Annotated in this window: 24 protein-coding genes and 1 pseudogene; 8 read left to right on the top strand and 17 right to left on the bottom strand. The window is 70.0% G+C overall.

The window, feature by feature from the left end; genetic code table 11:
* Positions 1 to 19: 19 nt before the first annotated feature.
* Complete coding sequence (locus OG444_RS40165) at positions 20 to 193, bottom strand: hypothetical protein (RefSeq protein ID WP_327267146.1); 174 nt, start codon at positions 191 to 193, stop codon at positions 20 to 22.
* 214 nt (positions 194 to 407) lie between these two features.
* Between OG444_RS40165 and OG444_RS40160 the strand changes: the two genes are divergently transcribed.
* On the top strand, positions 408 to 2072 hold the full coding sequence (locus tag OG444_RS40160; RefSeq protein WP_327267145.1) for a hypothetical protein: 1665 nt from the start codon (positions 408 to 410) through the stop codon (positions 2070 to 2072).
* Positions 2073 to 2148: 76 nt separating this feature from the next.
* Here OG444_RS40160 and OG444_RS40155 read toward each other — a convergent pair whose 3' ends face one another.
* The 3 genes from OG444_RS40155 to OG444_RS40145 form a co-directional block, all read right to left on the bottom strand.
* Positions 2149 to 2928 carry a hypothetical protein gene (locus OG444_RS40155; protein WP_327267144.1) on the bottom strand — a complete coding sequence of 260 codons (780 nt, stop codon included), beginning with the start codon at positions 2926 to 2928 and terminating at the stop codon, positions 2149 to 2151.
* A gap of 71 nt (positions 2929 to 2999) precedes the next feature.
* Entirely contained in the window at positions 3000 to 6893 is a 3894-nt protein-coding gene (gene mobF / locus OG444_RS40150) for a MobF family relaxase (protein ID WP_327267143.1), read from the bottom strand.
* Positions 6894 to 7080: 187 nt separating this feature from the next.
* The gene (locus OG444_RS40145; protein ID WP_327267142.1) at positions 7081 to 7863 is read right to left on the bottom strand and encodes a hypothetical protein; all 783 of its coding nucleotides are present in this window, start codon (positions 7861 to 7863) and stop codon (positions 7081 to 7083) included.
* Between the two features lie 11 nt (positions 7864 to 7874).
* Between OG444_RS40145 and OG444_RS40140 the strand changes: the two are divergent.
* Positions 7875 to 8063 (top strand): annotated as a pseudogene (locus tag OG444_RS40140) (ATP-binding protein); the annotation flags it as partial.
* Positions 8064 to 8128: 65 nt separating this feature from the next.
* On the opposite strand, the gene OG444_RS40135 reads toward OG444_RS40140, so the two are convergent.
* The 8 genes from OG444_RS40135 to OG444_RS40100 all read right to left on the bottom strand — a co-directional run bounded on the left by OG444_RS40135 (position 8129) and on the right by OG444_RS40100 (position 14222).
* Positions 8129 to 8860 (bottom strand): SMI1/KNR4 family protein, encoded by a 732-nt coding sequence (locus OG444_RS40135; RefSeq protein ID WP_327267141.1) that lies wholly within the window; start codon positions 8858 to 8860, stop codon positions 8129 to 8131.
* 347 nt (positions 8861 to 9207) lie between these two features.
* Positions 9208 to 10143 carry a S1 family peptidase gene (locus OG444_RS40130; RefSeq protein ID WP_327267140.1) on the bottom strand — a complete coding sequence of 312 codons (936 nt, stop codon included), beginning with the start codon at positions 10141 to 10143 and terminating at the stop codon, positions 9208 to 9210.
* 549 nt (positions 10144 to 10692) lie between these two features.
* On the bottom strand, positions 10693 to 11262 hold the full coding sequence (locus OG444_RS40125; RefSeq protein WP_327267139.1) for a hypothetical protein: 570 nt from the start codon (positions 11260 to 11262) through the stop codon (positions 10693 to 10695).
* 143 nt (positions 11263 to 11405) lie between these two features.
* The gene (locus OG444_RS40120; protein WP_327267138.1) at positions 11406 to 11723 is read right to left on the bottom strand and encodes a hypothetical protein; all 318 of its coding nucleotides are present in this window, start codon (positions 11721 to 11723) and stop codon (positions 11406 to 11408) included.
* A 281-nt stretch (positions 11724 to 12004) separates the two neighbouring features.
* Entirely contained in the window at positions 12005 to 12253 is a 249-nt protein-coding gene (locus tag OG444_RS40115; RefSeq protein ID WP_327267137.1) for a DUF6087 family protein, read from the bottom strand.
* A gap of 8 nt (positions 12254 to 12261) precedes the next feature.
* A complete protein-coding gene (locus OG444_RS40110; RefSeq protein ID WP_327267136.1) occupies positions 12262 to 13452 on the bottom strand; it encodes a methyltransferase domain-containing protein in 1191 nt (396 codons plus the stop codon).
* 297 nt (positions 13453 to 13749) lie between these two features.
* Positions 13750 to 13962, bottom strand: coding sequence for a hypothetical protein (locus tag OG444_RS40105; protein WP_257552127.1), 213 nt, complete (start codon positions 13960 to 13962; stop codon positions 13750 to 13752).
* On the bottom strand, positions 13959 to 14222 hold the full coding sequence (locus OG444_RS40100) for a hypothetical protein (RefSeq protein WP_327267135.1): 264 nt from the start codon (positions 14220 to 14222) through the stop codon (positions 13959 to 13961). The genes OG444_RS40105 and OG444_RS40100 overlap by 4 nt, the downstream gene beginning before the upstream one ends.
* Before the next feature lie 226 nt (positions 14223 to 14448).
* Here OG444_RS40100 and OG444_RS40095 point away from each other — a divergent pair, with 226 nt between their 5' ends.
* The 4 genes from OG444_RS40095 to OG444_RS40080 all read left to right on the top strand — a co-directional run bounded on the left by OG444_RS40095 (position 14449) and on the right by OG444_RS40080 (position 19252).
* Complete coding sequence (locus tag OG444_RS40095; protein ID WP_327267134.1) at positions 14449 to 15732, top strand: tetratricopeptide repeat protein; 1284 nt, start codon at positions 14449 to 14451, stop codon at positions 15730 to 15732.
* Positions 15733 to 15740: 8 nt separating this feature from the next.
* Positions 15741 to 16286 (top strand): GNAT family N-acetyltransferase, encoded by a 546-nt coding sequence (locus OG444_RS40090; protein ID WP_327267133.1) that lies wholly within the window; start codon positions 15741 to 15743, stop codon positions 16284 to 16286.
* A 624-nt stretch (positions 16287 to 16910) separates the two neighbouring features.
* Positions 16911 to 18152 carry a ParA family protein gene (locus tag OG444_RS40085; protein ID WP_327267132.1) on the top strand — a complete coding sequence of 414 codons (1242 nt, stop codon included), beginning with the start codon at positions 16911 to 16913 and terminating at the stop codon, positions 18150 to 18152.
* Complete coding sequence (locus tag OG444_RS40080; RefSeq protein ID WP_327267131.1) at positions 18149 to 19252, top strand: ParB/RepB/Spo0J family partition protein; 1104 nt, start codon at positions 18149 to 18151, stop codon at positions 19250 to 19252. Before OG444_RS40085 ends, OG444_RS40080 begins: the two co-directional genes overlap by 4 nt.
* Positions 19253 to 19813: 561 nt before the next feature.
* Here the strand turns inward: OG444_RS40080 and OG444_RS40075 are convergent.
* Complete coding sequence (locus tag OG444_RS40075) at positions 19814 to 20041, bottom strand: hypothetical protein (protein WP_327267130.1); 228 nt, start codon at positions 20039 to 20041, stop codon at positions 19814 to 19816.
* Positions 20042 to 20260: 219 nt separating this feature from the next.
* Here OG444_RS40075 and OG444_RS40070 point away from each other — a divergent pair, with 219 nt between their 5' ends.
* Together OG444_RS40070 and OG444_RS40065 are read left to right on the top strand one after the other, a co-directional pair.
* Complete coding sequence (locus OG444_RS40070) at positions 20261 to 22660, top strand: WD40 repeat domain-containing protein (RefSeq protein WP_327267129.1); 2400 nt, start codon at positions 20261 to 20263, stop codon at positions 22658 to 22660.
* A gap of 161 nt (positions 22661 to 22821) precedes the next feature.
* The gene (locus OG444_RS40065; protein ID WP_327267128.1) at positions 22822 to 23364 is read left to right on the top strand and encodes a helix-turn-helix transcriptional regulator; all 543 of its coding nucleotides are present in this window, start codon (positions 22822 to 22824) and stop codon (positions 23362 to 23364) included.
* A 60-nt stretch (positions 23365 to 23424) separates the two neighbouring features.
* Here the strand turns inward: OG444_RS40065 and OG444_RS40060 are convergent, their stop codons facing one another.
* The 4 genes from OG444_RS40060 to OG444_RS40045 all read right to left on the bottom strand — a co-directional run bounded on the left by OG444_RS40060 (position 23425) and on the right by OG444_RS40045 (position 25877).
* Positions 23425 to 25152, bottom strand: coding sequence for a DUF2637 domain-containing protein (locus tag OG444_RS40060; protein WP_327267127.1), 1728 nt, complete (start codon positions 25150 to 25152; stop codon positions 23425 to 23427).
* A gap of 253 nt (positions 25153 to 25405) precedes the next feature.
* The gene (locus OG444_RS40055; RefSeq protein WP_327267126.1) at positions 25406 to 25558 is read right to left on the bottom strand and encodes a hypothetical protein; all 153 of its coding nucleotides are present in this window, start codon (positions 25556 to 25558) and stop codon (positions 25406 to 25408) included.
* Positions 25555 to 25689, bottom strand: coding sequence for a hypothetical protein (locus OG444_RS40050; protein WP_327267125.1), 135 nt, complete (start codon positions 25687 to 25689; stop codon positions 25555 to 25557). Before OG444_RS40050 ends, OG444_RS40055 begins: the two co-directional genes overlap by 4 nt.
* On the bottom strand, positions 25689 to 25877 hold the full coding sequence (locus tag OG444_RS40045; protein WP_327267124.1) for a hypothetical protein: 189 nt from the start codon (positions 25875 to 25877) through the stop codon (positions 25689 to 25691). Before OG444_RS40045 ends, OG444_RS40050 begins: the two co-directional genes overlap by 1 nt.
* Positions 25878 to 25941: the final 64 nt, after the last annotated feature.

Here is a 25941-nt window from a genome sequence, read left to right as displayed (position 1 = left end):
ACCGCAGGACGCGTCCGACCTACTCACCTCCCGGGCTCGCCGACGAGACCAGGGCGATGAGGACGAGAAGACAGACAGCGAGCGTGATGACCTGCTCGGCCTCCCAGCCTTGGCGCACGGCGAGGACAACGATGGCCGCCACCACGTAGGGCCAGGACCGGCGCGGCGGAATGGAAGAGTTTAGGGCGGGCACGGCAGGTCTCCTGTGATCGTCTGAATAGGTGGAGACCCACCGTGATCGGTGATGTGATTGTCCGCCGCGAGGGACTGATGTTCTCGCAGGTCGACGATCGAAGATCGGGTACAACCCGCTTGTTGTACCTAGGAAAACACCAGATGCGGGGGGCGAGATGGGACGGCCTTTGGGGGCCCTGAAGGGCCGGACGGAACAGTCGAACGAGCTGGCCGTGTGGCTGCGCAAGATGACGGGCGGCAAGGGGGTCAGAGCGCTGGAGGCGGACTTCTCCTACAGCACGACTTCCTGGAGCGAGTTCCGCAGCGGTAGTCGGTTGCTGCCCGAGAGGCTGCTCAGGGAGGTGGTCGAGAAGTACATTCGGGAGCCACAGATGAGCAAGCGACAACTAGCCGAGGGGCTACGCCTGCTAGAAGCTGCTCGCACGGCCGAAGCAGTCTTAGACAACAGGGAAGCCCCTCCCTCGCTGCCGATGCCCGGCCCTCAGCAACGCGGACATGACGCGGTCTCTCAAGCCCTGTTGCGGCTGGACGACGCCAGGCTGCGGCAGATTGAGGCCATGCAGAAGCTGGCTGCCTCCGAGCGCCGCCGTCTCCAGCTGGAGGACATGGTCTCAGTACTGCAGGAGCGCTGCACTCTGCTCACGAGCGAGCGGGACCGGGCACGGGAAGACTCCCGCGCTGACTTCGAACGGGAATTGCAGATGTCCCTGGAGTACCGGCTCCAGGCCGACGAAAAACTAGATCACGCTCGCCGTGCCGAGGAGAAGGCATACCTACTCCGCCGCGCGGCCGAGCAGCAGGTCCTCCGGGCACAGCTCGCCCTAAGGCGGATCGGCGAGACCGTGACCGATCTCCCTGCTGGTGCACTGGGCATAGGCCCGGACGAGCTGGACCTTCCTCCGCTCGATCAGATTCACGATGTCTTGCAGGCCGCCCAGGAGCAGCTCGATGCTCAGGATTCTGAGCTGAGCGACCTGGAGGCGCTGCTCGGTCACGACGTGGACGGGGAGTCGCCACCCTCCCTCCTGATTGTCCCGGGACAATTACGGGCCAGCACCAAACCGAACTCGGACCATCCTCAGCTGGAGCAGGAGGACCTACCTTCTAGTCCCGTCCCACGCGCACCCATCCCGGACAGGACGCAGCAGGGCCTCCTGCCGCCGGAGGGGAGCAGCCGCGTCGCCAAGGCGCACAAGCCCCCACCGGTCCTCGGGCCGGCTAGGAACGCTGTTGTCTTTCGGGCGGAACTGCTAGCTGGGCTGGTCCAAGTGGGCACGCAGGACGAGTTCGCCGCGCAGCTGCGTAAGCTTCGCGCCCATGCACACACGCAGGTGACGGACTCTCGGCTAGCAGAGATCGCCTTCGGTCTGACCGAGAGCGCCGTAGCGGAGGATGTCCTAAGGAGCTGGTTCGCCGGAGAGACTCTTCCCCAGCGCTGGAGGCAGCTGCACCCCGTCCTTACCGCGCTCGGAGCCGACCTCGGGGAGGTCTCGGAATTCCACCGCGCGTGGACAGCCGTCGGTGGGGGATCAGTGAGCCCGGTGCTCGTAGCTGCCCTGCATCCATTCATGAGCCTGCAGAGACTTCAACCCGATCCTCTGGGCCACACCTTGGGGTGGATCATCGATGTGGTGGGACTTCTGCTGATGACAGCCCTCTCTGCGGCCTTCGCTGCTGCTTTCGAGGCTGATCCGGGCCCGCCGGTCCTGGAACTAATCTTTTGGGGCGCGGGCCTGCTGGCTCTCGAGATCGGCCTAATTCTCAGGAAAAGAGCAGTCTTCGGCCTCTATGCGATCACGGCTGGCATAGCCCTGACGAATGCGCCTGGGGGCGGCACCGTGAACCGCTGGCTGGCGAGCACAGTCGGCCTGATCTAACCGACTGTGCCTGGATCGGATGTCGCGGATGAACCGAGCCGAACGTCGGCGGCAATAATGCCTTGGACGCCCGGGATCATTGCGGTCCGGCGTTCAGCCAGCGGGCCACGGCCTCTGCGAAGTCCTGGCGGTCCTCCGACAGGCGCTTGTTCCCCTCTCTGTACATGGCGCGGCCCTGCGCACGGTTGGTACGGACCACAGGGGACTCGACGGCCAGGTGCAGAGAGGGCATTCCGACGCAGGCTCCGAGGCCATGCAGGTCGGCTTCCCCCTCTTCGGTGACGCCCCCTGAGCGTTGTAGTTCCCTCAGAAGGTCCAGTGCGGCCCGCAGGTCGGCCGTGCGCCTGAGAGCGGCCCGGGCGCGGTCCGTGCTCATGTCGGTGCCGGCCTCGCGCTGTTCTTGGTCCTCTGCCTCGGCGTTCCTGGTGTCGGAGTCCAGCTCATTGAGCATCGTCTCGGCCGGGGCGGCCGGAACGTGGTGATGGTTTTCCACCATGGCGCGCAGGTTCTCCGTCAGGGCCTTGGCACGGGCTGTCACGTCTTTGGCTTCGTTGGTTTCCTCGAAGGCAAGGATGCGCAGGGTCAGGTAGGCGGTCAGAGCCTTGCTGAGGTTCTCAAGCGTCGGGGCGCCGCGGCCGTTCTGAACGGCGTCCAGGAAGTCCGTGACGGCCTTGATGCGCGGCGTGGCGTAGGTAGTGTGCAGGGAGACTCGCGCAGTCAAAGCCGCGGATTGCACAGCTATCTCGTTGCTGCTCGATGCCGTCCTGAATGCAGCACGGCTGTTGATGAAGGCGGCGCCGATCATCCCGATCATCCCCGTTGCAACGAGCGCAGGAAGCCACTGAACGAAGTCCATGGCCAGGACCCTGGACCGCGCGAAGTCTGCTCGTACCGGATTTGAGCAGACCCAGAGCTAGAAGGCGGCGTTCACGGTCGCGGAAGCTGAGCCCTGGGATCGGTGGGGGCAGGGTGGTGTGGTGAGGGGGAAGGTACCCGCGTCGCTGGCCTGGGAGGTGCCTGCCCATGGCGCCCCTGCACCGCGCTGGCGCGCTCGTCGATCTCGCGGGCATGGCGGAGCGGAGCGGCGACCTGCATCTCCTCGCGGAGGGCGTTCTCCTGCTGCATCGCGACGACGTTCGCACGGTGGCGTGCGGCCACCGTCCGCTGGGATCCGGAACTCTCGCGCAACTGCTGGATGTCCTCAGCGATGCGGGTATCGAGCCGGTCGGCCAGGACGGGCACGCGCTGCTGCATCGCCTCCAGGACCGGCTCCATCCCCGGAACGTCCCTGGGCGTGATCAGGGTCCCGCCCTGCATCAGCAGGGACGCGTGCTGGTAGCCGGTGAGGGCCTGCCAGCCCTCGCGCAGGGCCTGAGCGGAGGCGCGCGAGGCCCGCTGGGCTTCGTCGACCGCGGCCAGGTGCTGCTGCTGGTACTGGGCGGTGAGAGCGGCGGTTCCCTTCCGGCTGGTGCCGGCGAGCCGGAGCGCTATCCGGCCCTTCTGCGCGGACTGCTCGATCTGGTCGAGAATCCGGCGCGTCGACACGGCGTGCCGCTGGGCCGCTGCCTGGCGCTCTGCTTCTTCTCGCGCCCTCTGCGTCCAGCCGCCGGCCCGGGAGAGCACGTCGTACGCCTCGGCGGCGAGTGCCCCTCCCGGGGTGACGGGGGCATCCAGGCGGCGCTGCTGTTCACCGGCCTGACGCCCGTGCTCGGCGGCCAAGTGCTCGGCGCGCTGCGCGGCCGCGGTCTCCTCGGCTGCCCGGGCGGCCAGGTGCTGTGAGGGAAGGTGACCGTACGGGCGCTGCTGCCACGGGGTGTAGGCAGGCCCTTCCCTGACCACGGTCCGGGCGGCGGGGATGCCGGTGAGCTCGTCGGTGACCATGGTGTCCTCGGCGTCGGCCTGCAGGATGCGGCCGTACGCAGCGACCGCACGGTCCAGGCGGTCGGCGTCGGTGCGGACCGGCCCGAGGGCGGCCCGGGTGGGGTGGTCCTCCAGTTCGTCGAGCGGCAGGTGGAGGTGGCTCTCCTGTCGGGCCCGGGACATGGCCGGGTAGAGGCTGTGGGAGTCGGCGTGCAGGCCGTAGGCAATGGCGACTTCGGCAGTCAGGCCCTGCGCGGATCCGATCGTCATCGCGTAGGCGTGGGTAAGGCGGCCCTCCGCGATGTCGCGGGCGGACATCCAGGCCTCGCTCATCACGAACCCGCCGGCCGGCTGGGGACGGCGCCACTGGACGAGAACGCCCCGCTTGGCGTCGACGTCCAGGACGACGCCACGGAACCCGTTGAGGACGTCTACCGCGGACTCGCCGCGCCGACTGCGGTAGTCGTTGCGCCGGATGTGGACCAGGTCCCCGGCCGCGAACTGGATCCGCCCCCCGCCCGCGACCGCGTAGGTGCGGCCTGCCTCCAGCCCTCCGGAGGCGACGAGCGCGGCGCGGGCGCCGGCGTTGAGGGTGGCGACGTCCGCGCGGCGGGCGGCGAGCAGCAGAAGGTCGGAGACCTGGCCGTGGGGGTCACCGGCCCAGCGGGTCCGGGTTTCGTTCCAGGCGCCGAGCATGGCGGTCAGGGCATCGGTGGCGGTGTCCTCGGCGTGGACGCGGCCGTGGGCGGCGAAGGCGGCGAGCGCGCTGGTGCGGCCGCCGCTGCGCCAGTCCTGCAGAGCAGCCCGTTCCACGATGTCGCGCTGGCGGCGGTTCTCGGTGAGTTCGAGGCCATCGACGATGCGGTGGATCCGGGCGAAGCCGCCTCCGATGCCGACCGCGCGCAGCTGAAGCGGGTCGCCGACGGCGACGACCTTGGTGCCGGTGTCGGCCGCGTGCCGCAGGAGTGCGGCGAGCGCCCGGTCGTCGACCATCGCGGCCTCGTCGATGACCAGCACGCCGACCCCGTGCAGGCCGCGGCCGCCGCTGACCTCCCGGGTCCACGCGGCGATGGTCTGGGACTCGATACCGGCTTCGGCAGCCAGGTTCGCAGCGGCGACGGCCGCGGTGGAGGCGCCGACGACGCGCAGTCCGGCCGCCTCCCAGCCGGTGCGGGCGGCCTGCATGAGGGTTGTCTTGCCCGCACCGGCGACACCGATGACGGCGTCGACCGCGTGCCCTGCGGTCAGCAGTCGCATCACCACGGCGCGCTGCTCGGCGCTGAAGACGAAGGGGCGGCCGTCGGTGGAGTTGGTGACCTCGACGGAGGAGAGCGTCAGCTCGGCGGCCTCGACGGTCAGCTGGGCCAGGTGCTGGTCGAGACCGGCCGAGGCCCACTCGATCACGGTCTGCTCCGCGGCCACGACCGTGGTGTGGGTGTAGCGCTGCCGGTGGGCGTGATGGCCGCGGTTGGAGTCGGCCAGGCGGACCGCATGCCCGCCCACCGCAAGGACGTCGTCCGTCAGCGCGGTCAGCTGCTGCGCCGACAGCAGGTAGGGCAGCGTCTTCGCGACGGCCGCCATCACGTGCGTGTGGGAGACCGTCTTGCGAGACGCGATCAGCCCGTGCTCGGCATCCCAGATCTGAGCCGCGATCTCCGCTGGGCTCGGCATCCGCGGGCCGCCGCCCGCAGACAGCGGCGGCGTTGTCCCGGAAGGCCCGGGCAGGGCGGCCGCGATCATCGCGTCGACGGCGGCCTCGCCGCCGAGTTCTGCGGCCGCCCGGGTGCGCCAGGCCTCCCTCGGCGCGCCCGAGTCGACGTCCTCCTTGGCCTCCGCGCTCTTGCGGGCGGCCGTCTTCTGCTGGTCCCGTGAGGCGCCCTCGCCCGCCAGCTCGAGAACCTGCTGGTGCCGCCGGGAGAACACGTCGCGAAGGCCTTCGTCGACCCCGGCGAGCTCCCACGCCCCGGTGGTCTCCGAGCGCTCGAAGCGGGCGCCGTGCGTCTCTGTCAGGCGGGCCCGGAGCCGGCCCTCGGCGATCTCGTTGATCAGGTGGGCGTAGCGGTGGAGGTCCTCGCCGCCGCCCGCGATCGTGCGCCACTTGCCGTCCAGGCACTTCGCCATGTGCGCGATGTTCACGTGGACGTGCAGGTGCGGGTCTCCGGGCGAGCCATCGACCGGGCGAGCGGAACGGTGCAGGGTCGTCCAGCCGATCAGCCCGGACGTCTCCACCCGCTCGGCCTGCCGGCCGTCCCCGTGGTGGCCGGCCATCCCGTAGGCCGCCCACCCTTCCAGTGCGTGCACGGCTTCGGTGACGGACGCCAGCCAGTCCTCCTCGATCCGTCCGGCGAGCTCGGCACCGGCCAGCCCGTAGGCGGCGGAGATGCTCTTCGGGAGATCGAGGGTGATGTCCACGCCGCGCAGGCCGACGTCGACGTGGTGCCGCATCCACCTCCGGGCTTCGGCCACCGTGTCCGCGCCGTACAGCTCGTCCAGGGCGAGACCGGCAGCCGCAGCCAGGTGCTCGGCATCGGCCAGCGGCAGCAGGTGACTCTCGCCGTCGCGCAGGATGCCGCGCTCGGCCCGGGCGAACCTCTTCGCCAGCGCGGGCCGGCCCAAGTACTCCGAGACCGTCGTTCCGGTCGCGGCCGCCGCCTCGGAGACAGCGTCCACAAGCACGCGCGCGATGACCTTCCCCCGCGGGTCGAGCGCCTTCTTCCGGGCGACCAACTGCTCGCCGGACCGCCAGTCCCGACCGTCCATCAGCGCGTGCGCGGCTTCCGGATCGACCCGCTCACCGGCCACCAGATCCAGCTCGGCCAGCCCACTGCCGATCCACCGCAGCGTGCTCTCCCCGGCGAGCCGGTACTCAACCTGGGCGTCCTCGGCCCGGTCGCAACCGCAGTCCTCGGTCAGCCGGTAGTCGACCTGCTCGGGGGCGTAGATGGGTGTCGCGTACCCCACCCTCCCACCCCCTCATCCGGTGCCCACTGCATCGTGATCCATGATCGCGTATCGAAGATACCTGGAGTGCTAACAGGATTGAAAGAACTGAGCATGCGGAGGCTGTACGCGACGTGGTCGGTGTCGTGCGCAGGGTTGATGTCAGTGGGATGCGCAGGGTTATGACAGTGGGAACGCAGAGTTGTTGTCAGTAGGCAGTGACGATGTGGGGAGCCCCCAGAAGGCTGTAGAGCACGTTGTCGTGGAGGCAGTCGACGATGCCTCCGGGGTTGACCATCTCGGCGGCGGCGAGGTCTTCCAGCGCCTGGCGCTGCGCGGCGTCGTGAAGATCGATGCCTCCGTCGACCCAGACGCGCAGGAGGACCTCGGCTTCGGCGGGCTGGATCGGGCCGCGTACGGCGGCGTTGGGCTTCTTCCGTCCGGTGAGGGCGTCGAGCTGGTGCGCGTCGAGGATGTCGAGGCGCGGGGTGGCGGTGTACGCCTCGGGTGGGACGTGCCGTAGGAGGAGCACGCCGCCGGCCTCGGGGTGGGTACGGGCGTGGTCGAGGGCGGTGTCGGTCCGGTGGCGGGTCCAGGACTGGGCGGCTGCGAGGGCGTCGGAGGTGAGGGGGCCGTCCGCGTGCGCGAGCGCGGTGAGGACGGTGAGCGCGTCGTGGTCGGCGCCGGCTGGGCGGCGGTCGGCTACCTGGCATTGGCGGGGCAGCTCGAAGAGGTCGTCGGAGCCGGGCATCAGGTCGGCGGGGTGCATGTCGAGGCGGCGGGCGAGTTCGAGCAGGACGCGGACGGGCAGGTCGGGGAGTTCTTCGAGGTCGATCTGGTGCTCGTGGACGCCGAGGAGGTCAGCGAGCTGCCAGCCGGTCATTCCGGCGGCCAGGAGGCGCCGCTTGATGACGTAGGACCTCTGCACGGAGTCGCGGCGCCGCTGCGGGCCCTCGCGGTGGATGGGACGGCCGGAGTAGGGCGCGGTCACAGGCGGTCTCAAAGAACAGCGTGGCCATCGCCTCGAACGAGTCGTTCTCCGGCTGGACGAAGACCTTCACCGACCCGCGTCTTTGCGCTGCGATCGTTGACCGCCTCACCTTCGGCGGCAACATCATCGAAACCGGCACCGACTCCTACCGCCTCGCCACCACCCGCGCCCGCGCAGAGCAGCAGGCTGCGGCCGGCTGAGTCCCCACAAACGAGCGAGCGCGACCACGGGGCGCCGGGCGGCTGGCAGAAGGTCGGAACATGATCTACCGGAAGTCGTTCAGCCAGTCGCCCGGGAGCAGGTCACGTATTCCGTCGAGGGCTGGTTCGGTGCGGCCACGGGCCAGCAGAGCCATGCCGTCGTCGTCACGCAGAAGCACGTCATGGCCCAGGAACCAACGGATGGCGTGCTCTTCCTCGCCCATCGGATAGGCCGGGAACGGCAGCCGAGTGCAGTTCTGTTCCAGCAGATCAACGCCGTAGTCGTCGAAGTCGCTCAGGAAGTCGCAGAGCTCGCCTTCGGCCTGCAGGGATTCCGACAGCACGATCTCGATGAAGCACAGGGACAGCCGCTCCAGCCAGCTCTCCCAGCGTTCGGCAGCCTTGTCAGCCAAGTCGGCCCTGATGAACACGGCAGGGTCTTCGTCCACCACCTCATCGAGGAGGATCCCCCAGGAACAGGCCCCCTGGTTCTCATGCCGGAAGACCAGAGCTTCCTTAGCCTCGTCCACATACAGCTCTGACGGGCTGAGCAGGACGTCATGGTTGCTGGTCAGGTCCTGACGGCGGCCGAGCAGCAGATACGCCTCTCGAAGCGCCAGTGGCAGCCGGAAGCCGAGCCTCTCCTCCGCGGCCACGAGATCCGCCTCGCCCCAGCCGTCGTCATCACCGAGCGCCTCCGACCAGTTCGCAACGAACCCGCGGATGAACTCCCAGGCGCCCCTGCGGCCTTCAACACCCGCAGCGAGCGACCGCACCATATCGAACTCACGTGTCATGCCAGGACGATATCGGCTCCACCCACGCAGCCCTCGGCACCTGCACAGAGCGGTCGACACGCCGGTACTGGTGCTCTCGGAACGAAACTCGGCATCAAACGCTCTTCGTCATCACCTACGAAGCCACCATGGCGACTCAAGGAGACTGACCACCGAGGAGTCCGACGTTCTTCACGCCGCCGGGGACTGGATGAAGGACCACCCGATGGCGCAGATCCGCGCCCTTAACTTGCACGAGGAAGACATCGACGGGCCCGGAGACGCCCGGACCTGGGTCTGTGTGAGTAGTTGGCGTATAGGAAATCCCGGTGAGATTGATCTTGATCAGCTGGCCGGCGAGTTCGGTCCTACCGGCGTCGAGCGAGTAAGGGAACCTGCGCCGTGATGACGTCGAAGGGGGTCATCCAGTAGAAGCTGGTTCGTTGCAGTTGGTGAGAGAGGACTCCAATGACGCGGCCCGATTCGTCCAGAACGGCAGCACCTCCGAGCCACCTACCGATTTTCGATGGGGACGTGCCGTCGCTGCCTGGCGGTACGGATACATCGAGCTGCCAGTCGCCATCTGACCCAGTCGGGCCCATTGTTGTGCCCGCGAGCCAGATCCCCTCAAGGCGGAGATCGCCGCGTCCGCTGTCGGAATCGTGCGCGCCGTAGATCCTCACTCGTGCGCCGGGTGGGGGTGGGGCTGCCCACCTTGCGCCCGCTGCCCCGTCGACCCTTCCGCTCGGCGCGAGGACGGCCAAGCCTCTCAGTTCCGGATCTCGCCAGAGCACATCTGCGTCAGTCCAAGCGCCGGGAGAGTCGATCGCTCTCACCGCAAGTCTCTGCCTGCCCTCCTGGAGGTCCTCGTCTTCCTGAACCAGGTAGGCACGGGTGAGTACCATTCCGTCCTGCAGGAGCACACCCGATCCGAGCCTGTTGCCGCAATGGACCAGGAGTGATGCCCGGGATGCGACGGGCGCTCTGGATGTCAGATCTCCTGCGGCCTCAGCATGCTGGTACAGCGCGAGGAAGCGGTTGGCTTCGGCATCCGGGTCTCTGCCGTCGATCGCCCGCCCGGTGAGCCAGCGTACGAGGCTGTCGAGTTGCCAGGCGGTGGGCCACTGATCGCCTCGGAAGACCTGCGAGACGAGGGTCCGATTCATCGTGGCCCGGAAGTCCCCGTCGGCAAGACCGTCACTGATCGTGCGCACGCCGGGTCTGTCTGCTGCCCGGTACAGGGCGTGCAAGTTCTCCAGCACTGTCCGGCGTGGACCGTCGGGAAACTCCTCCAGCGGAGGCATCTGTACGCCCCGGCTCCCTCTGCGCTGCAACGGACGGCCCCCTGTGAAGACAGAGTGTCAGCAAGTGTCAGCGAGCGTAGTGCCAGCAGCGGATCTCTCTCCAGGTGACAGCAGGATTTGCGGGACGAGTGTCCGGGGCGTGCGAGGCACTCGGGAAACGGGGGCGCAATAGAAAGCGGGGCACCACAAGGTGCCCCGCTTCCACACCGAACTGCCGCAACGACGTTGGCGCGCTGCGCGGCAGATCCCGTCCCTCTGGAGAGAGAACGATGTCTTTCAACCGTAAGTCTCGCGACCCTCGTATCCCCAGTGACCTTCTTGTCTTCTTGGCGGTGCTCCTGGTCGTCAGTGTCTTTGTCCTGGTCGGACACAGCACCCCTCAGGACCTCGCCGGATATGCCACCGCCGCGACAGTGTTGTACGCCGCGTGGCGGCGGCCGCAGGACGGCGGCCCGAAGGGGGGCCGCTAGCCTCCGCCGCTGCCCGGCCTGCGCCACCTCGCTGAGATGCTCGGCGACCGCGAGACCTGAGCAGCCAGACCTGTCCGCTTCAAACAGCAGACTGCCCCACGTAGTCACACACCGCCCCCGGCGCAATCCCGCGCCGGGGGCGTTCCGTACTGACAAAACCCTGCGCCGCACTGACATCAACCCTGCGCACGACAATTCGGAGGCTGTTGCCGTTGGACATCGAGATGTCAGCGGGGTTGGACAGTGGAACGGCATCATGCGCGCCGCCGAGCGGGTGGTTGCAGTGGGAACCGAGGGGGGCGCAGACGGCCGTGGCGGCCCCCCACGCGGCGGCCGAAAGCGCGAAGGTGTCCTTGGCGGCGTCGAAGTTGCCGAGGATCAGCAGGATCGTGGCGGCGAGGAAGGCGATGGCTCTGGCCATGGACAGGGTTGCCGCCGTCGCCTTGCCAACGAGGTAGGCGGTGCGCCGCAGGAGGCCGAGTTCGCGGCGTCGCTGGCGTCGGACTCGCCGGCGCAGGGCACGGACCTCGCGTCGGCGGCAGCTGAGTTCGTGCTCGGCCTGGGTGAGAAAGCCGTCGAATGAGGTGGTCAGGATCGGCAACTGGTGAGCGGGCTGGCCCTGGTGGCTGGCGGGATGCACAGTGGTCACTTATGTCCCTTGGGGAGGTTCTCTCGCCGCCCCGTGCCAAGAGCCTTGGAGGCGACGAGCCCGGATGCGCTTGTTCCTCTCTCGGTCCCGGGGAGCGGGCCCACCGGCAATAGATCTTGAAGGCCTTTGCGGGCATACCGTGGTTACGAATCGCGGACGGTCAGTTCGGAGCGGCGGCGCTGTTCGGCAGCCAGGCGTTTGGCTTTGCGGCGGACCCTTTCACCGAATGCATCTGGCTCGGTGGCACCTGTGGCGGCCGCGGCCTCCGTCCAGGTTGTCCCGTCGGCCGCGGCGTACGCGAGCACCACCTGTAGCTCGGCCGGATCGAGCCCTCGGAGGACGGCGTTGAGCCGCTCGTCCTGGTAGATCCCGCCTGTCACCCGACTCAGGAGGTCTACATCGGCGGCGACCAAGTCGTACAGCGACAGTCCGTCCCCGAGTGCGGCATCCAGGGACAGCACTCGGCCCCGACCGGTGGCGGGAGGCAATGTCCCACGCCCTTGGCGGTAGCTGGACTGATCCCCTCGAACGAAACGGGCGGTTGTCCCTGAGCGCGCTCGGTGCCCTCAGGGCGGAAGCGCGCTGTACATCGCCAGTTGGTGCCTCTGTCGCGACGGCGAACGCGGCACGTGCTTCGATGCGTTCGTGCTCTGCCTGGCCTGCGGCTCCGGGGGCGGCGGGCAAAAAGAAGCCCCCTGCAGTGGTGCACAGGGGGCCGGTTGGTTCGGGTGGGGCGGTGGTGTCACCACCCGTGGATGAAGGCGGCGGCCTCGGCGGCGTCGTCGGCGACTCCGACGGGCAGCCACTCGCCGGACTCCTCCTCGAGCTCGAAGAGGACGCGGGGGCCGTCGGGGGCGAGGTGCGCGGCTCGGCCGCGGGCCGCCGGGTCCAGGGGTTCGGCGCGGCGGCGGCCGGTGATCTGCCGGTCGGACTCGCGTCGGCGGTCGCGGCGCTCCGCCCACGCTGCGAGCGGTTCCCTGTCGGCTTCCACGTTCTCCCCTATCGCCAGCGGGCCCCGGGCAGCAGGTTTTCGGGGGCGTCCAGCCATGGTGTCTCACCGTCGGGGCCCACCGTAAGGCCGAAGCGGTCAAGGGCGGGGCTGCCTTGCGCCTCCCACCACCCGCAGGCCGCCTCTACGGCGTCCCACAGGCGTCGAGGGCCGTGCTGATAGACGACGCCCGGCCCGTACTCCTCCGGCCACCGTACGGCCGCCCACGACCGATCGGTGAGGGAGTACCACCAGGCGGCCGGGGCACCGTCGGATTCCGTGTGGGTGGTGTGCGCGACGTGGGGGACGGCGAGGCTGATGGCGTGGTGCGCCTCGGCGAGCTGGTCGGGCTGCACGGCCGTGCCGGTCGAGCCCGGCCACTGCTTCACATACTTCTCGGCGTCCGGCCACACCGTGCGGTGCGACCGGGCCTTCATGAACTCCACCGCGGTGACGAACGGGCCGGACGCGGTGCCGTCGGCGTGGACCGTGAGGCAGGCGGCGGCGTCGCGGCTGCTGTAGTGCGTTCCGTACGGGGCGACGATGACGCCGCCGGGCCTGACCTGTTCCACCCAGGCGCGCGAGATGCTGCGCACGCCGAACGTGCACAGCAGCCGGTCGTACAAGGCGCGGTCGGGGTGGCCGGCGAGGGCGTCGCCGGTGACCGCCTCGGCGTAGAGGCCGAGGGTGCACAGCCGCTCCCGCGCGGCCGCAGACACGGCCGGGTCCACGTCGATGGTGGTGACGTTGGCGGCGCCGCAGCGGTGGGCCAGGAGTGCGGCGGTCTCGCCGGTGCCGGTGCCCGCGTCCAGGACGCGCATCCCGGCGTCGGCGTCCAGGGCGGCGAGCAGGCGGAACACCACCGAGGGTTGGGAGCTGGAGGAGGTCGGGACCGTGCCCGGATGGTCGCCGCGATGGGCGCCGTCGTCCCACTGGGTGACGACGGACAGGTCGCTGTCGGCGTATCCGTACCAGGCGGCCGGATCCGTGCGCCGGTCCACGACCACAGCACGGGCGGCAAGAACACCAGCCGTCTGCTGGTGATCGGCCAGGATGAACGGCCACATGACCGTGGGCAGGAACGCCGCGCGGTCGACGGCGGCGAAGGCGGGCGCCCAGTCGGAGGAGAGGGCACCGGATTCCATGAGGCAGCGCCCCAGCTCGGTACGGCTGGGGCGCTCCTGGTGTGCGATGACGGTCATGGGTTACCGGTGCTTCCCGCCACCGGAGGGCGTGCTGGTGTCGGGGTTGGACGGCGGCGGCGGGGGCGGGGTGGAGATCGGCGCGGACCCTCCGCCGTGGCTCCCTCCACCACCTCCTCCACTGCCACTGCCTCCACTGCTCCCGCTGTTCCCGCTGTTGTTCGCCATGGCGGTACTCCTCTCGGTCGTGCGGTACCGGCCGGGCCGAGTGGCCGGCCGGGGTCGTACGCCCCACGGTCGGGGTGCCGAAGCGTCAGGGGAAGGCCGCTTCGGCAGCAGCCTCACCGCGGGGTGGTCTCAGGGGTCGGTGATCCGCTCGGCACGGCGTCGGATCACGGTGAGGGTGTCCGGGGCGTCGGTCTCCCACTGGTGGAAGGTGCCGCCGTAGATGGGCCGCAGCACCCACACCGGCACGGGGCCCGGGCCCTTCTCGCGGACGTCTGTGACGATGGCGCCGTGTCCGGCGGCGTCTTTGACCTGGTCGCCGACCCACGCCCGGGGCCCGCTCACCGGACACCCGCGGCCACGTCCGGGGCGAACAGGCGCAGGGGTTTCAGCTCGCGGGGGTCGGCCGTCCACTCCCGTCCCGAGCCGTCCATGGGGCGCATGTGCGCGATCCGGTCGACCGTCTTGCCGGTGACCTTGGAGGTGCGGATGAACACGGTGCCGACGGTGCCGGTGCGCTCCGTTGCGGGGTGGATGACCTCCCGCCCCAACAGGTGGTGGTCGTCGTCCTCCCGCACCCACACGTTCGTGTCGTTCCTGATCACGTCCGTGCCTCCTGCCTATCGGCGTAGGGGGGAGGGCGCCCCGCTGCTAGGCCAGGACGCACCCCCGGGGGATGTGCTGTGGGTAGTCAACCGGTGACAGGCAAGGCGGGGAGTGGGCTGTGCCGGACTTTCAGGCGGACTTTTCTGCCCCGGTCCGCCTGAAAGTCCGGGCCGGGTGGCTCTACCGTGCGAGGAGAGCTCACACCACGGAACGCGAGGGGGCGCCATGTCCGAACCGGCGGAGGAGCCAAGGGCGTTCGCGGACCTCGTCGACGGTTTCGGGTGGCGCAGTCCCAAGCAGTTCATCCGCGTGTACGCGGCCGTCGCGGCCCGCATCGGTGAACGCGAGGACGTCACCGACCGGCAGATCCGCCGGTGGCGAGCGCCGGAGCCGCCGTGCCCGCAACCGGGCCGTCAGCGCGTCTTAGAAGCGATGCTCGGCGTGCCGCTGGAACAGGCCGGCTTCCGGGTTCCGGAGCACCGCCGCAACGCTGTCACGGCCCCCGTGGCGGTACTGGACCCGATCCCCGAACTCCGCGAGAGGACCGATTTGATGCAGGACCGCCGCACCATCCTGGCCGCCGCGGGCGGCATCGCCCTCGGCGCGACCGGGATAGGAGCGGCACCTGCCACTGCGTACGACGCGCCCCGGATCGGCACGGACACCGTGACCGACCTGCGCCGGGGCCTCGCCTCCCTGTACGGGCTGGACGATCGGTTCGGCGGCGCCACGGTCGGCCCGCTCGCCGCCGCCCACCTGTCCCGTGTACGGCGCCTGATCGATACTGGGTCCTACCCCGAGACGATCAGCCGTCAGCTGCGGCTCATCTCCGGCGAGACCGCCGAACACGTCGGATGGCTCGCCTTCGACGCAGGCGACCACGCGCGCGCCCGGACGTACTGGACCCAGGCCCGCGAGACGGCGGCCGAACTGCGTGACGACTCCCTCGGCGTCCTGGTGCTCGCGTCCATGGCGCTGCTGGAGCTGCGGGAGAAACAGCCCCGGCCCGCGCTGGACCACGCCCGACGGGCCGCCGAGCTCGCCGCGCCGTGGGCGCCGCCGTCGCTGCTGTCGATCCTCGCCACCCGGGAAGCACGGGCGCTGGCCATGCTCGGCGACTCGGCGTCGGCCCGCGCCACGCTGGCGAACGCGGCCCGCCTGTACGAGAAGGACCGCGGGTCACGGTCGGCACCGGACTGGACACTGTTCCACGGTCCCGCCGAACTCGCCTCGGCACAGGCCGAACTGTTCACGGCCGCCGGGCATCACCGCGCCGCCGTGTCGTGGCTGCGCCGCTCCCTGGAACGGCAGGAGACCGCTTACGCCCGCAACGAGGCCTTGCAGCGGGCCGGACTCGCCGGGGCGCTCGCCCGGTCGGGAGACGCCGACGAGGCGGCGCACCACATCGAGCAGGGCGAGTCCCTGCTCACCGAAGTGTCATCGGGGCGGGCGCGGGAATCGTTGGCCGTGGCCCGCCGCGAGCTGGACCGTGTCCGCCCCACCCGATGAGGAGTCCCGTGGAATACACCACCGTCACCGACACCGTCTCCGCCGGGCGGGAGCTGGACGACCTCGCCCCGGTCTATGAAGCCGTGTTCGCAGAGCCCCCGTACAACGAGGGACCTCGTGACGTCGCCGAGTTCCTGGAGCGCTACCAGCGCGAGCACAAGACGCCCGGCTTCCGCCTGGTCCTGGCCCGCGACGGCGGCGAGCTCACCGGGTTCGCCTACGGCCTCCCCCTCGCATCCACCACCGGATGGTGGTCCGGATTCCTGAACACCGCCCTGCCCGAGGAGTTCACCCGCGAGGACGGCCGCCGCACCTTCGTCGTGATGGAACTCGCCGTACTCGCGGACCGTCGCGGCCTTGGCGTCGGCCGGGCTCTGCACGCCGCCCTGCTGAACGGAGTCACCGCAGAGCGGGTCACCCTCACCGTCCGCCCCGAAGCGCCGGCCGCCGCCTGGTACGAGCGCCTGGGCTACGAACTGGTGGGCGTCACTCAGCCATGGGACGGCGCGCCGGTGTACCGATCCATGATCAAGCCGCTGCAGCCCGAGGTGTGAGGGGTGAAGAGTTCGGTGTGCCGGGGTAGTGCCGTCTCGCGCAGCACGGGTATCAGCTCGTGACGGCTCCCCACCGCGCCACCGCCCGCGACGACACCGCCCATCTCTTCACGACGGTCAACGGCCACCCCTCGAACCCCAAAGCCTCATCCGAATCGTGCGCACGGTCGTAGGTATCCACCCCGACCTTGGCGAAGCCGCCCCGAGCCTCTCCGTAGACGTCCAGGGGATCCGCGTCGCGCGGCAGCGAGGTCGCCGGCTATGCGGACTTCGCTCACCCAGAGCAGCGCCCGCAGCATGTCGGCGCGGTCGGCGCGGTCGAGACGTGCGCCTATCATGCGGCGCAATATTGGGCTTTCTTAGCGGTTCGGTTTTACGGCCAAATTCCGGTCAGCCATCACCGCGTGGGGGTACACACTCCCGTGCGCCTCGATCTGGCGGGGCGCCTACCGCTGGTGGTCGGCTGCAGCTCTGTCGGCGTGCGGATCGCGGTGCGGTCGCTGTCGGTTTGTGCGGTTCTGTCTCCGCATCCCGAGCACGGCTCCATTACGCCGTAATGAGACTGGCCATCCAAGGTAACGCGCCATGCATGAAATTGATCTTGAATGTTAGTAAGGTGTCATCATGTCATCGACGCCATCGGGGGATCGGGAGAAAGTCGTCTCCAAGCTGCCCCCTTCTCTGCAGCAACAGCTGAAGGTCCGCACCGCTCAGCTCCGCATCGACATCCAGCACGCGGTGGAAGAGGGGGTCACCGCCTGGCGCGGCCTCGGGTCCAACCTCTCCCCCGTCGACACCGCTGGCGCCAAGTCTTTCTCGACATGGCTGCCGGAGGGCCAGTGGGATGCATTCCGAGCCGATTGCACCCATCGGGGCGTTTCCCTCATCCAGGGACTTGCGCAGTCGGTGTCTTTGTGGCTGGAGACGCACCCAGCCCCAGGCGTGCAGCGCCCCTCGGTCGTACGACGCATCGTCGTCTGCAACCAGAAGGGAGGTGTGGGCAAGACCGCGGTGGCCGCCGGTGCCGCCGAGGCGATGGCAGAGGACCCCGACACCCTGCACCCCGTCGGGGTGTCCAAGCACTTCGCGCATGCCCTCGCCGAGGCGGACCCGGATGCCACCCCCTTGGAGTTGGAGGACCTCCCCGGACTCGGCCTTCGTGTCCTCTTGGTCGACTTCGACCCCCAGGGACACCTCACCAAGCAGCTGGGACATGACCTTCTGCCCCTGGACGGCGACAGCCTCACCAAGCACATGGGCGGGGACTCACATGGAAAGCTCAAGGACCTCATCGTCACTGTCGCCGACGAACGCTTCGGTGACCGGCTGCACCTGCTGCCCTCCTGCACGGACGCGTTCCTCCTCGACGTGAAGCTCTCCGGCGTACGCGCCCGGGAGGCCGCACTCGAACGAGCCCTGTCCCCCGTCGAGTCGGACTACGACGTCATCCTCATCGACTGCCCCCCAAGCCTCGGGCTCAGCATGGACGCGGCCGCCTACTACGGCCGCCGCCGCGACTCCGAGGCACCTGGCAACTCCGGCATCCTCGTAGTGGTCCAAGCAGAAGACAGCTCCGCGGACGCTTACGGCCTGCTGACCAGCCAGATCGACGACCTGCGCTCGGACATGCACCTCGAACTGGACTACCTGGGCATCGTGGTCAACCACTACGACGCCCGCCGCGGATACATCGCCACCTCCTCGCTGGAGAGCTGGATGGCCATAAGGAACCCACGCGTCGTCGGACTCATCGGCGACCTGAAAGAACAGAAGGAAGCAGTGCGCGTGAAGCAGCCTCTGCTCGCCTACGCACCTCAGTGCACGCAGGCCGTCGCCCTGCGCGCGCTCGCACGGGAGATCGCATGAGCAGCAAGGCATCACGACTGGGTAAGGGCGCTTCGTTCACGCAGACGCAGAACGTCAGCGCCCGGCGCCAGGCCATCGACGCGGCCACCAGCGCGCCGACCGAAGGCGCGCTCCCTCCGGTCAAACTCCCGGTGAGTCTTATCAGCCTGAACCCGGCCAACCCCCGCACGACGCTCGGGGACCTTCGCGACCTCGCAGCCAGCCTTCGTGACCACGGCCAGAAGCAAGCGATCACGATCATGTCGCGCTTCTCCTACCTCGAAGCCAACCCGGACCGGGCCGAGGATCTGGACGAAGGCGCCGAGTACGTCGTCATCGACGGCAACTCCCGCCTGGCAGCAGCACGTGAGGCCGACCTGAGCGACATCAAGGTCATGCTTGACGAAGACCTTGGCAACACCGCCGATGAGATCCTCGAATCCTCACTTGTCGCGAACATCCACCGCCAGGACCTCGAGCCTCTCGACGAAGCCCGCGTACTTCAGCAACTCCTGCAGAGCGCTGGCACTCAAGAAGCGCTGGCAGCCCGACTCCACCGCTCACAAGGCTGGGTCTCGCAACGTCTGGCCCTCCTCGGGCTGACCCCCGAGCTCCAGAGCAAGCTGGTAGCCGGCGAAGAGCCCGCAGAACTTCTCCGCAGGGTCGGAAACAAGAAGCCGGAGGAGCAAGCCGCACACCTCGAACTCCTCAAGGAACAGAAGGCGGCAGCCAAGAAGCGAGTACCGGCCCCCACACGCCCGGAGCCCACGCCGAGCGCCGCAGAGGATGAGCCGGAGTTCCCCGCAGCTGGCGAGCCCGACCGGTCCCATTACGCCGTAATGAAGACCGCCGACCCCAAGGCCATCGATACAGGCCCCGGCACGGACGGCGTGCCGGCTGCCCGTGGCCCAGTACCCATGCCAGCGCCTGTAAAGATGCCGTGGGCCGATGGCGCCGCCGCCATGGACATCGCGTTCAGCAAGCTGACCCAACACAATCAGCGAGACCGGGCGATCGCCCGCTACATCGAACTGGTCGGCGGCCCAGAGGTTTTCGCCGAAGAACTGCGGGCCAGCACAAGCCCCGAATATCGACAGCAGCTGGCCGAGCTGTTGGCATAGCCGTCTCCGCACCACCTGGGGGGGTCCTTCATTACGGCGTAATGAAGGACCCCCCCCAGGTCGCCCACGCCTCGCTCTGCGCGGCTGCAACGGCGGCGGCCGCCACCACGAGCAGCACGGACAGGCGCGGGCCGGCGCCTCCTCCGGGGTGAGTGTTCACGTACGTGGTCCCTTTCGTGAGGTCCTGCTGCCGGGTGTTCCCGGCAGTGCAGCCCGACCGCGTGGATCCGGGGCGGTGCCGCATCTAAAGGAGCCCACGACGTCTCTCGCGAAGTGCAGGAAATTCGCGGGGTTGCCGTCCGTCACAGCACTGCTGCTCCCCCATGTGGGCCTTTGACCAGAGGTGAGGCCGGTCGGGCTGAAGTGCTCCAGAAACGCAAGAAGGCCCCCGGGGCCGCCCTTCGATGAGGGCGGCCCCGGGGGGGCCTGGTTGTGCTGGTGGGCGGCCAGCTCTGGGGTGCGGGGCGGCGGAGCACGGGCCCCGGTCCACGTGGAGGTAACCACGGCGGGGTCGTGGTCGGTGAGCATGGCCGCGACGGCGGAGGCGACGACATCCGACCTTTAACGGATGAGGCTGCGCAGGACGGGTGTGCTGACACCGGTGCCGGTCAGTCCCACGATGAGGGCGGCCGCTGCGGAGGTGCCGGTGAGGAAGGTGAGCCCGCCCATAACGAGGCCGATCACGAGGGCGGTGAGCAGTACGACGGTGGTGTGCAGGGACAGGAACGGCTGGGCGGCAGCCTCGTCGGGTGATCCGGTGGTGGGCTGCGAGTTCTGATCCGTGGTCATGTCTCGAATGTGCGACTCCAGGGCTGTGACCTGGGCATATCGAACAACCCCGGAGAATTCTGATCAGCTGGATGGCATCGCCGTACAGCGGCCGTGTGCGACCGAACGCATTGCGCTCGCTCATCGCCGTTCGGGGTTGTTCCGGGAAGTTCGGTGAAGTTCGGTGTTGTGCCGCGCTGGGGCTCTAGCGTGGCTTCCCACAGAGCAGTGGGGGCGGGGATGGCGGAGCAGCGCGGGGCGGCAGGCGGCGCGGGCACGTACGAGGAGCTGTTGCAGGAGCAGGCGCAGTGCCTGACGCGGCTGAAGGTGCAGCGGGGCAATCCGTCGTTACGGACGATCGAGGCCCGTGCCAAGAAGCTGTTCGCCGACGAGAAGGTGTCCTTGCCGCCCGCTACGCAGAGCGCCGCTTTCAGTGGCGGCTATCTGGGTCAGGACAGGCTGATGTGGCTTGTCCGGACTCTTTTGTCGTGGGACAAGTACGGCAGGGAGTGCGATCCGCCGGCGTACGCGGATCCCAAGTTGGACGAGTGGTACGAACGTTGGATGGCCATCGCCACGGCGAAGCAGGCACGCCGTCGGAAAGTCGCAGCACCGTCATCGCCTGGTTCCGGCGTCCAGACCGTGGAGAGTAATGTGTCGCTGGCTCCTTCCGTGCCCGAGTCGACTGGCAGGGAGCTGGAGCTGGCCGTACCCGCCTTGGACTCGCGGGAAGTTGGGCCACATGTCAGGTACCAGTCGTCCTTCGCCCACGGCATGGCGGTCCTCGCGGTGGCGTTCTCTCCCGACGGCCGCCTTCTCGCCTCCGCGGGTGCCGACGGCACGGTTCGGCTGTGGGACCCGGTCACCCGCCGACCCGTCGGCGAACCCCTCACCGGACACACCAGCAGGGCCCGCGCGGTGGCGTTCTCTCCCGACGGCCGCCTTCTCGCCTCCGCGGGTGCCGACGGCACGGTTCGGCTGTGGGACCCGGTCACCCGCCGACCCGTCGGCGAACCCCTCACCGAACACACCAGCACAGTCTCCGCAGTGGCGTTCTCCCCCGACGGCCGCCTTCTCGCCTCCGCGGGTGCCGACGGCACGGTTCGGCTGTGGGACCCGGTCACCCGCCGACCCGTCGGCGAACCCCTCACCGGACACACCGGCACAGTCTCCGCAGTGGCGTTCTCCCCCGACGGCCGCCTTCTCGCCTCCGCGGGTGCCGACGGCACGGTTCGGCTGTGGGACCCGGTCACCCGCCGTACCGTCGGCAAACCCCTCACCGGACACACCAGCAGGGCCCGCGCGGTGGCGTTCTCCCCCGACGGCCGCCTTCTCGCCTCCGCGGGTGCCGACGGCACGGTTCGGCTGTGGGACCCGATCACCCGCCGTACCGTCGGCAAACCCCTCACCGAACACACCGACGCACTCTCCGCAGTGGCGTTCTCCCCCAACGGCCGCCTCCTCGTCACGGCCGGCGGGGAAGGCAGGGTTGGCAGGGTCGGCCTCGTCCGGCTGTGGGACCCGGTCACCGGCTTGCCCGTCGGCGACCCCCTCCCCGACCACCTCAAGCTGGTCAATACGGTGGCGTTCTCGCCTGACGGCCGCCTCCTCGTCACCGCCGGTACTACCGGCACGGTAAGGCTGTACGAGCAGGAAGTCCGGCAGCCACTACCATCGGACGCTTGCCTCGCGGAACGGGCCGTGCTGCACGCCGTACGACAGGGGCATCCGGTGATGCTGCCCGGTCTCAAGGCGGGCAGCCGGGCCATCGCGGTGTCCTTCTCTCCCGACGGCACCATCCTTGCCTCTGCGCACGACGACGGCAGGGTTCTGCTGTGGGACCCGGTAACCCGCTGGCCCGTCGGCGCCCCCCTCACCGGACACACCGGACCAGTCTCCGCAGTGGCGTTCTCCCCCGACGGCCGCCTCCTCGCCTCCGCCAGCAGGGACGGCAGGGTTCTGCTGTGGGACCCGGTAACCCGCTGGCCCGTCGGCGCCCCCCTCACCGAACACACCGGACCAGTCTCCGCAGTGGCGTTCTCCCCCGACGGCCGCCTTCTCGCCTCCGCGGGTGCCGACGGCACGGTTCGGCTGTGGGACCCGGTCAGCGGCCAGCCCGTCGGCGACCCCCTCACCGGACACACCGGACCAGTCTCCGCAGTGGCGTTCTCCCCCGACGGTGGCCTTCTCGCCTCCGCGGGTGCCGACGGCACGGTTCGGCTGTGGGACCCGGTCAGCGGCCAGCCCGTCGGCGACCCCCTCACCGGACACACCGGCACAGTCTCCGCGGTGGCGTTCTCCCCCGACGGCTGCCTCCTCGCCTCCGCCAGCAGGGACGGCAGGGTTCGGCTGTGGGACCCGGTAACCCGCCAGCCCGTTGGCGACCCCCTCACCGGACACACCGGACCAGCCTCCGCAGTGGCGTTCTCCTCCGACGGTCGTCTTCTCGCCTCCGCGGGTGCCGACGGCACGGTTCGGCTGTGGGATCCGGTCACCGGCCAGCCCGTCGGCGACCCCCTCACCGGACAAACCGGCACAGTCTCCGCGGTGGCGTTCTCCTGCGACAACACCATCCTTGCCACCGTCCTTGCCACCCCCCGCGACAGCACCACCCAACTGTGGGTGGCACCGTTCGGCTGACACCAACGGGCCGGAGAGGCGTGCCCCGGCTCCGCATGGGCCGATGGCGGTGCAGAGACGGCTGACCGGCCACAACCTACGGGGACAGCGCCGCGGCCGGTCCGACAGGTCCGGCGGGGGTGGTGGTGTGAGGGAGCGGCGTTGCCGGAGAGGATGTGCTTATGACGCGCCCGATGCTGACCCAGCGGGAGGCCGCCGCCGCGTGCGGCGTCAGCCGCTCCACGATCCGCCGCCGCCGTGAGGCGGGTGACCTGCCCGGTTCCGTCCAGGACCCCGAGCGCGGCTGGATGGTCCCGGTGGACGACCTCCTGGCAGCGGGTTTCCGACTCAACGCCCCCGCACCGCCCGACCAGGCCGCCCCGGGCCCGGTCGGCCCCGCCGCGCCGGCCCACGGCGAGGGTCAGGACGCGGCCGTACTGCGGGCGGAGTTGGCTCGGTTGAACGCGGAGCACGCGCTTGCGCTGGCCGAGGCCCGTTTCGGGCAGAAGCTGGCGGAGGCCGAGGCCGAGCACCTGCGCCGCGAGCTCGTGGCGCGCGGTGAGCACATCGCGGACCTGCAGCGGGCGGTGGCAGCGCTGGCTCCCGCTCCGGCGCGGCCTGCGCTGGCTCCGCCGGGCGGGCCGGCTGTTCCCGGCCAGGCCCAGGGCGACCTGGGCGAGGCGGAGTCTGAGCCCCGCAAGCGGTCGTGGGGCGGGCAGACCTGACGCGATGGACCGCGGCGGCTGGTACCTGCTTTCAGGTACCGGCCGCCGCCGTATGCCGGGTCAGGCCCGGACGTCCAGCAAGGTCTCCAACTCGGTCGGCCGGTAGCCACCGTCCAGCTTGTCCAGGGCCGCCTTCCGGATGTCGCCTGCCGCGGTCTGCTTCACGTTGAGCACGTCCATGATCGTGCTGAGAGGTACCGCTTCGGGGTCGCCCCCGGCGGCAAGAATCATCCGGGCCACTTGGCGCTCGGAGCGCTCGCGCGGGGTCAGCCGTGCGTAGTCCTCGGCCTGCTGGGCGCGTGCCTCGACCATTGCTGTCTCGTACCGGGCGGCCTCGACCGCGCGCGCGGCCTCGGCAACCGCCTGCTCCGCGGCCTTCTTTTCGGCGTTAGCCCGCACCTCGGCCTCCGCGTGATGTGCGGCCGCCGCCCGCTGCCGTGCCGCTTCGGCGATCGCCTTCTCCTTCTCCGCGCGCTGTCGCTCCGCCTCTGCCTCGGCCCGCTCCGCCTCCGCCTTGTCCTCGGACATCTTCCGGCGAGCGGCCGCCGCCTCCGCCGACTCGAGCGCCTGGGCCTCCGCCAGGGACTGCCGCTCCGCCGCCCGACGGCGGTGCTCCGCCGCCACTTTGGCCGCCTGCGCCGCCGACTCCGCCTCCGCCTTCGCAGCCTCCGCGTCCGCGGCCGCCGTCTCCGTCCGGACTGCCTGCTGGTGCTCGGCGACCTTGATGTCGGAGACGTCCTCCAGCTCCCGCAGCCTGTCCTCCTTGGCCTGCCGGCGCAGGCGCTCCGCCTCCACACGCTCGCGCTCCGCCTCGGCGCGGGCCCGCTCCGCCGCCTCGTCCTTCCACTTCGCCGGGAGAGCCAGGGCCTCCTCCACGGTGTACCCGCGGGGCGCCATCGTCATCGGGAGCAGCTGCACCTCGGTCGCCTTCGACAGGTCCCCACCCAGCTCCTGGGTCAGCCACACCCGGTAGCCCTCCAGTGCCTGCTCCCGCTCCACCATCTCCGGGTAGCTGCGCACCACGGCCAGCCGCATCCGCCGGTACAGCCGGCCGGTACGGATCGGGGAGAGCACCCACCGGTGCAGCGGGACCCGGTCGCTGGCCGTGCCGTCCTCGAGCTGCGCGGCGTGCACGATCAGGCGCCGGGCGCCCTCCACGCCGACCACGAACAGGACCGGCATCAGTGCATGCCACAGCACGCGTACCGGGCCTGCCACCTCGGCGCCTTCGGCGGCGGCTTTCACGACGGTGCCCCCGGCGGCGTTGATGACCACCGTGGCCGCGGTCATGGCGTGGGCGCCGAACCGCAGGAGCGGCCAGGGGATGCGGCGGCCCGTCAGGTACAGGTCCAGCGCGAGGAACCCGATGATCGCGCCGTCGATACCGACCGGGATCCACGGGGCCAGCCACGGGGCGAATCCGGCCGCCTCAGCCATCGCGGCCAGGGTGCTGTACGAGGCTGCGAACCCGATGATCGTGACCGGGATCATGCCGATCAGGGCGGCCGCCGCGAGCCACCGGGCCCCGCGGCGAACCACCGTGTTCCCGGCCTGGGGGGCGGCCACTGCGGCCGGGGCCACCTCGCCGGCGGCCGGGGCCACGGCCACCGGCTGGCCGGGCACCCCAGGCCGACCCTGGCCGCCCTTGCGCGGCGGGGGTGGAGCGCCCTCCGGTCGAGCCGGAGCGCCTGGCCGTGTGGCCGGAGCGGCCCCGGTCGTCACCGGAGTGGCCCCGGCCACGGCCACCCCCTGGCCCATGTTCTGGCCGTGCGTCAGCGTCTCGTTCATCCCGGCATCTTCCCCCCTTCGGTGCGGAGCCGGAGCACCGCCCGTCCCAGGTGGAGCGGCGGCCGGTCCGGGCGGAGCCAGCGGCACGGCCGGCCGGGTCAGGTCGTGCAGCGTGTGATGCGTCGTCACGGGTACCTCCGAAGCATGGACTTGGGTGGCGGGCCGGGAGTTTTCTCCCAGCCCGCCGGATCGAGCTGGACCTCAGAGGGCTCGCCCGAACGGGGTGCTCTTCCGCGGCTGGTGAGGCGGCCGGTCAGTGGCCGCCGAGGTGGGCCGCGATGTCGGCGGCCAGCGCAGCGGCCGCCTCCTGCGCGTCCCATATGGCCTGAGCCGCGGCCTCGGCCTCCTGGCGGGCCTGTGCCTGCTGCGCGAGCGCGGCCTGATAGGCCGCCTCGGCCGCGCTCACCGGGCACCGCCCTGGGAGAGGGCCCACAGACGGGTGGTCCAGCCTCCGCAGCGGGCGCAGACGTACTGCCGGTTCTTGGCGTCGTGGCGCATCCGGCGGCCGTGGCGGGCCGGGGCCGTGTGGCGGGCCATCACTTCCACCACTTCCGGACGCCGGAAGCATCCTGGTCGGTGGTGCCGGTGCCAGCAGTCGGCTTGTCGGTGGCCACTTCGGTCCACCCGCCGGTCTGGGCGGAGTAGCCCCGGCCGTGCTGCTGGCGGTCGGCGTCGCTCTGGCCCTGGGCCAGCTCGCTCTGGGAGATCGTCCTGCGGAATGCCATGATGTGGCTCCGTCTCTCGTGAGGGATGGAACCGGGCGCCCCTTGCTCTTCCGCCAAGTTGATC

The sequence above is a fragment of the Streptomyces sp. NBC_01232 genome (assembly GCF_035989885.1).
Classification (GTDB): domain Bacteria; phylum Actinomycetota; class Actinomycetes; order Streptomycetales; family Streptomycetaceae; genus Streptomyces.
Note: the sequence above shows the minus strand (reverse complement) of the source record. Positions and strands in the feature narration are given on the sequence as shown.

Coding starts and splice junctions, on each gene's coding strand:
- OG444_RS40155 (WP_327267144.1), bottom strand. CDS start 2,928: ATGGACTTCGTTCAGTGGCTTCCTGCGCTCGTTGCAACGGGGATGATC.
- OG444_RS40045 (WP_327267124.1), bottom strand. CDS start 25,877: ATGGCATTCCGCAGGACGATCTCCCAGAGCGAGCTGGCCCAGGGCCAG.
- OG444_RS40075 (WP_327267130.1), bottom strand. CDS start 20,041: ATGACCACGGATCAGAACTCGCAGCCCACCACCGGATCACCCGACGAG.
- OG444_RS40050 (WP_327267125.1), bottom strand. CDS start 25,689: ATGGCCCGCCACACGGCCCCGGCCCGCCACGGCCGCCGGATGCGCCAC.
- OG444_RS40130 (WP_327267140.1), bottom strand. CDS start 10,143: ATGCCTCCGCTGGAGGAGTTTCCCGACGGTCCACGCCGGACAGTGCTG.
- OG444_RS40095 (WP_327267134.1), top strand. CDS start 14,449: ATGTCCGAACCGGCGGAGGAGCCAAGGGCGTTCGCGGACCTCGTCGAC.
- OG444_RS40080 (WP_327267131.1), top strand. CDS start 18,149: ATGAGCAGCAAGGCATCACGACTGGGTAAGGGCGCTTCGTTCACGCAG.
- OG444_RS40110 (WP_327267136.1), bottom strand. CDS start 13,452: ATGACCGTCATCGCACACCAGGAGCGCCCCAGCCGTACCGAGCTGGGG.
- OG444_RS40060 (WP_327267127.1), bottom strand. CDS start 25,152: ATGAACGAGACGCTGACGCACGGCCAGAACATGGGCCAGGGGGTGGCC.
- OG444_RS40135 (WP_327267141.1), bottom strand. CDS start 8,860: ATGACACGTGAGTTCGATATGGTGCGGTCGCTCGCTGCGGGTGTTGAA.
- OG444_RS40065 (WP_327267128.1), top strand. CDS start 22,822: ATGACGCGCCCGATGCTGACCCAGCGGGAGGCCGCCGCCGCGTGCGGC.
- OG444_RS40070 (WP_327267129.1), top strand. CDS start 20,261: ATGGCGGAGCAGCGCGGGGCGGCAGGCGGCGCGGGCACGTACGAGGAG.
- OG444_RS40085 (WP_327267132.1), top strand. CDS start 16,911: ATGTCATCGACGCCATCGGGGGATCGGGAGAAAGTCGTCTCCAAGCTG.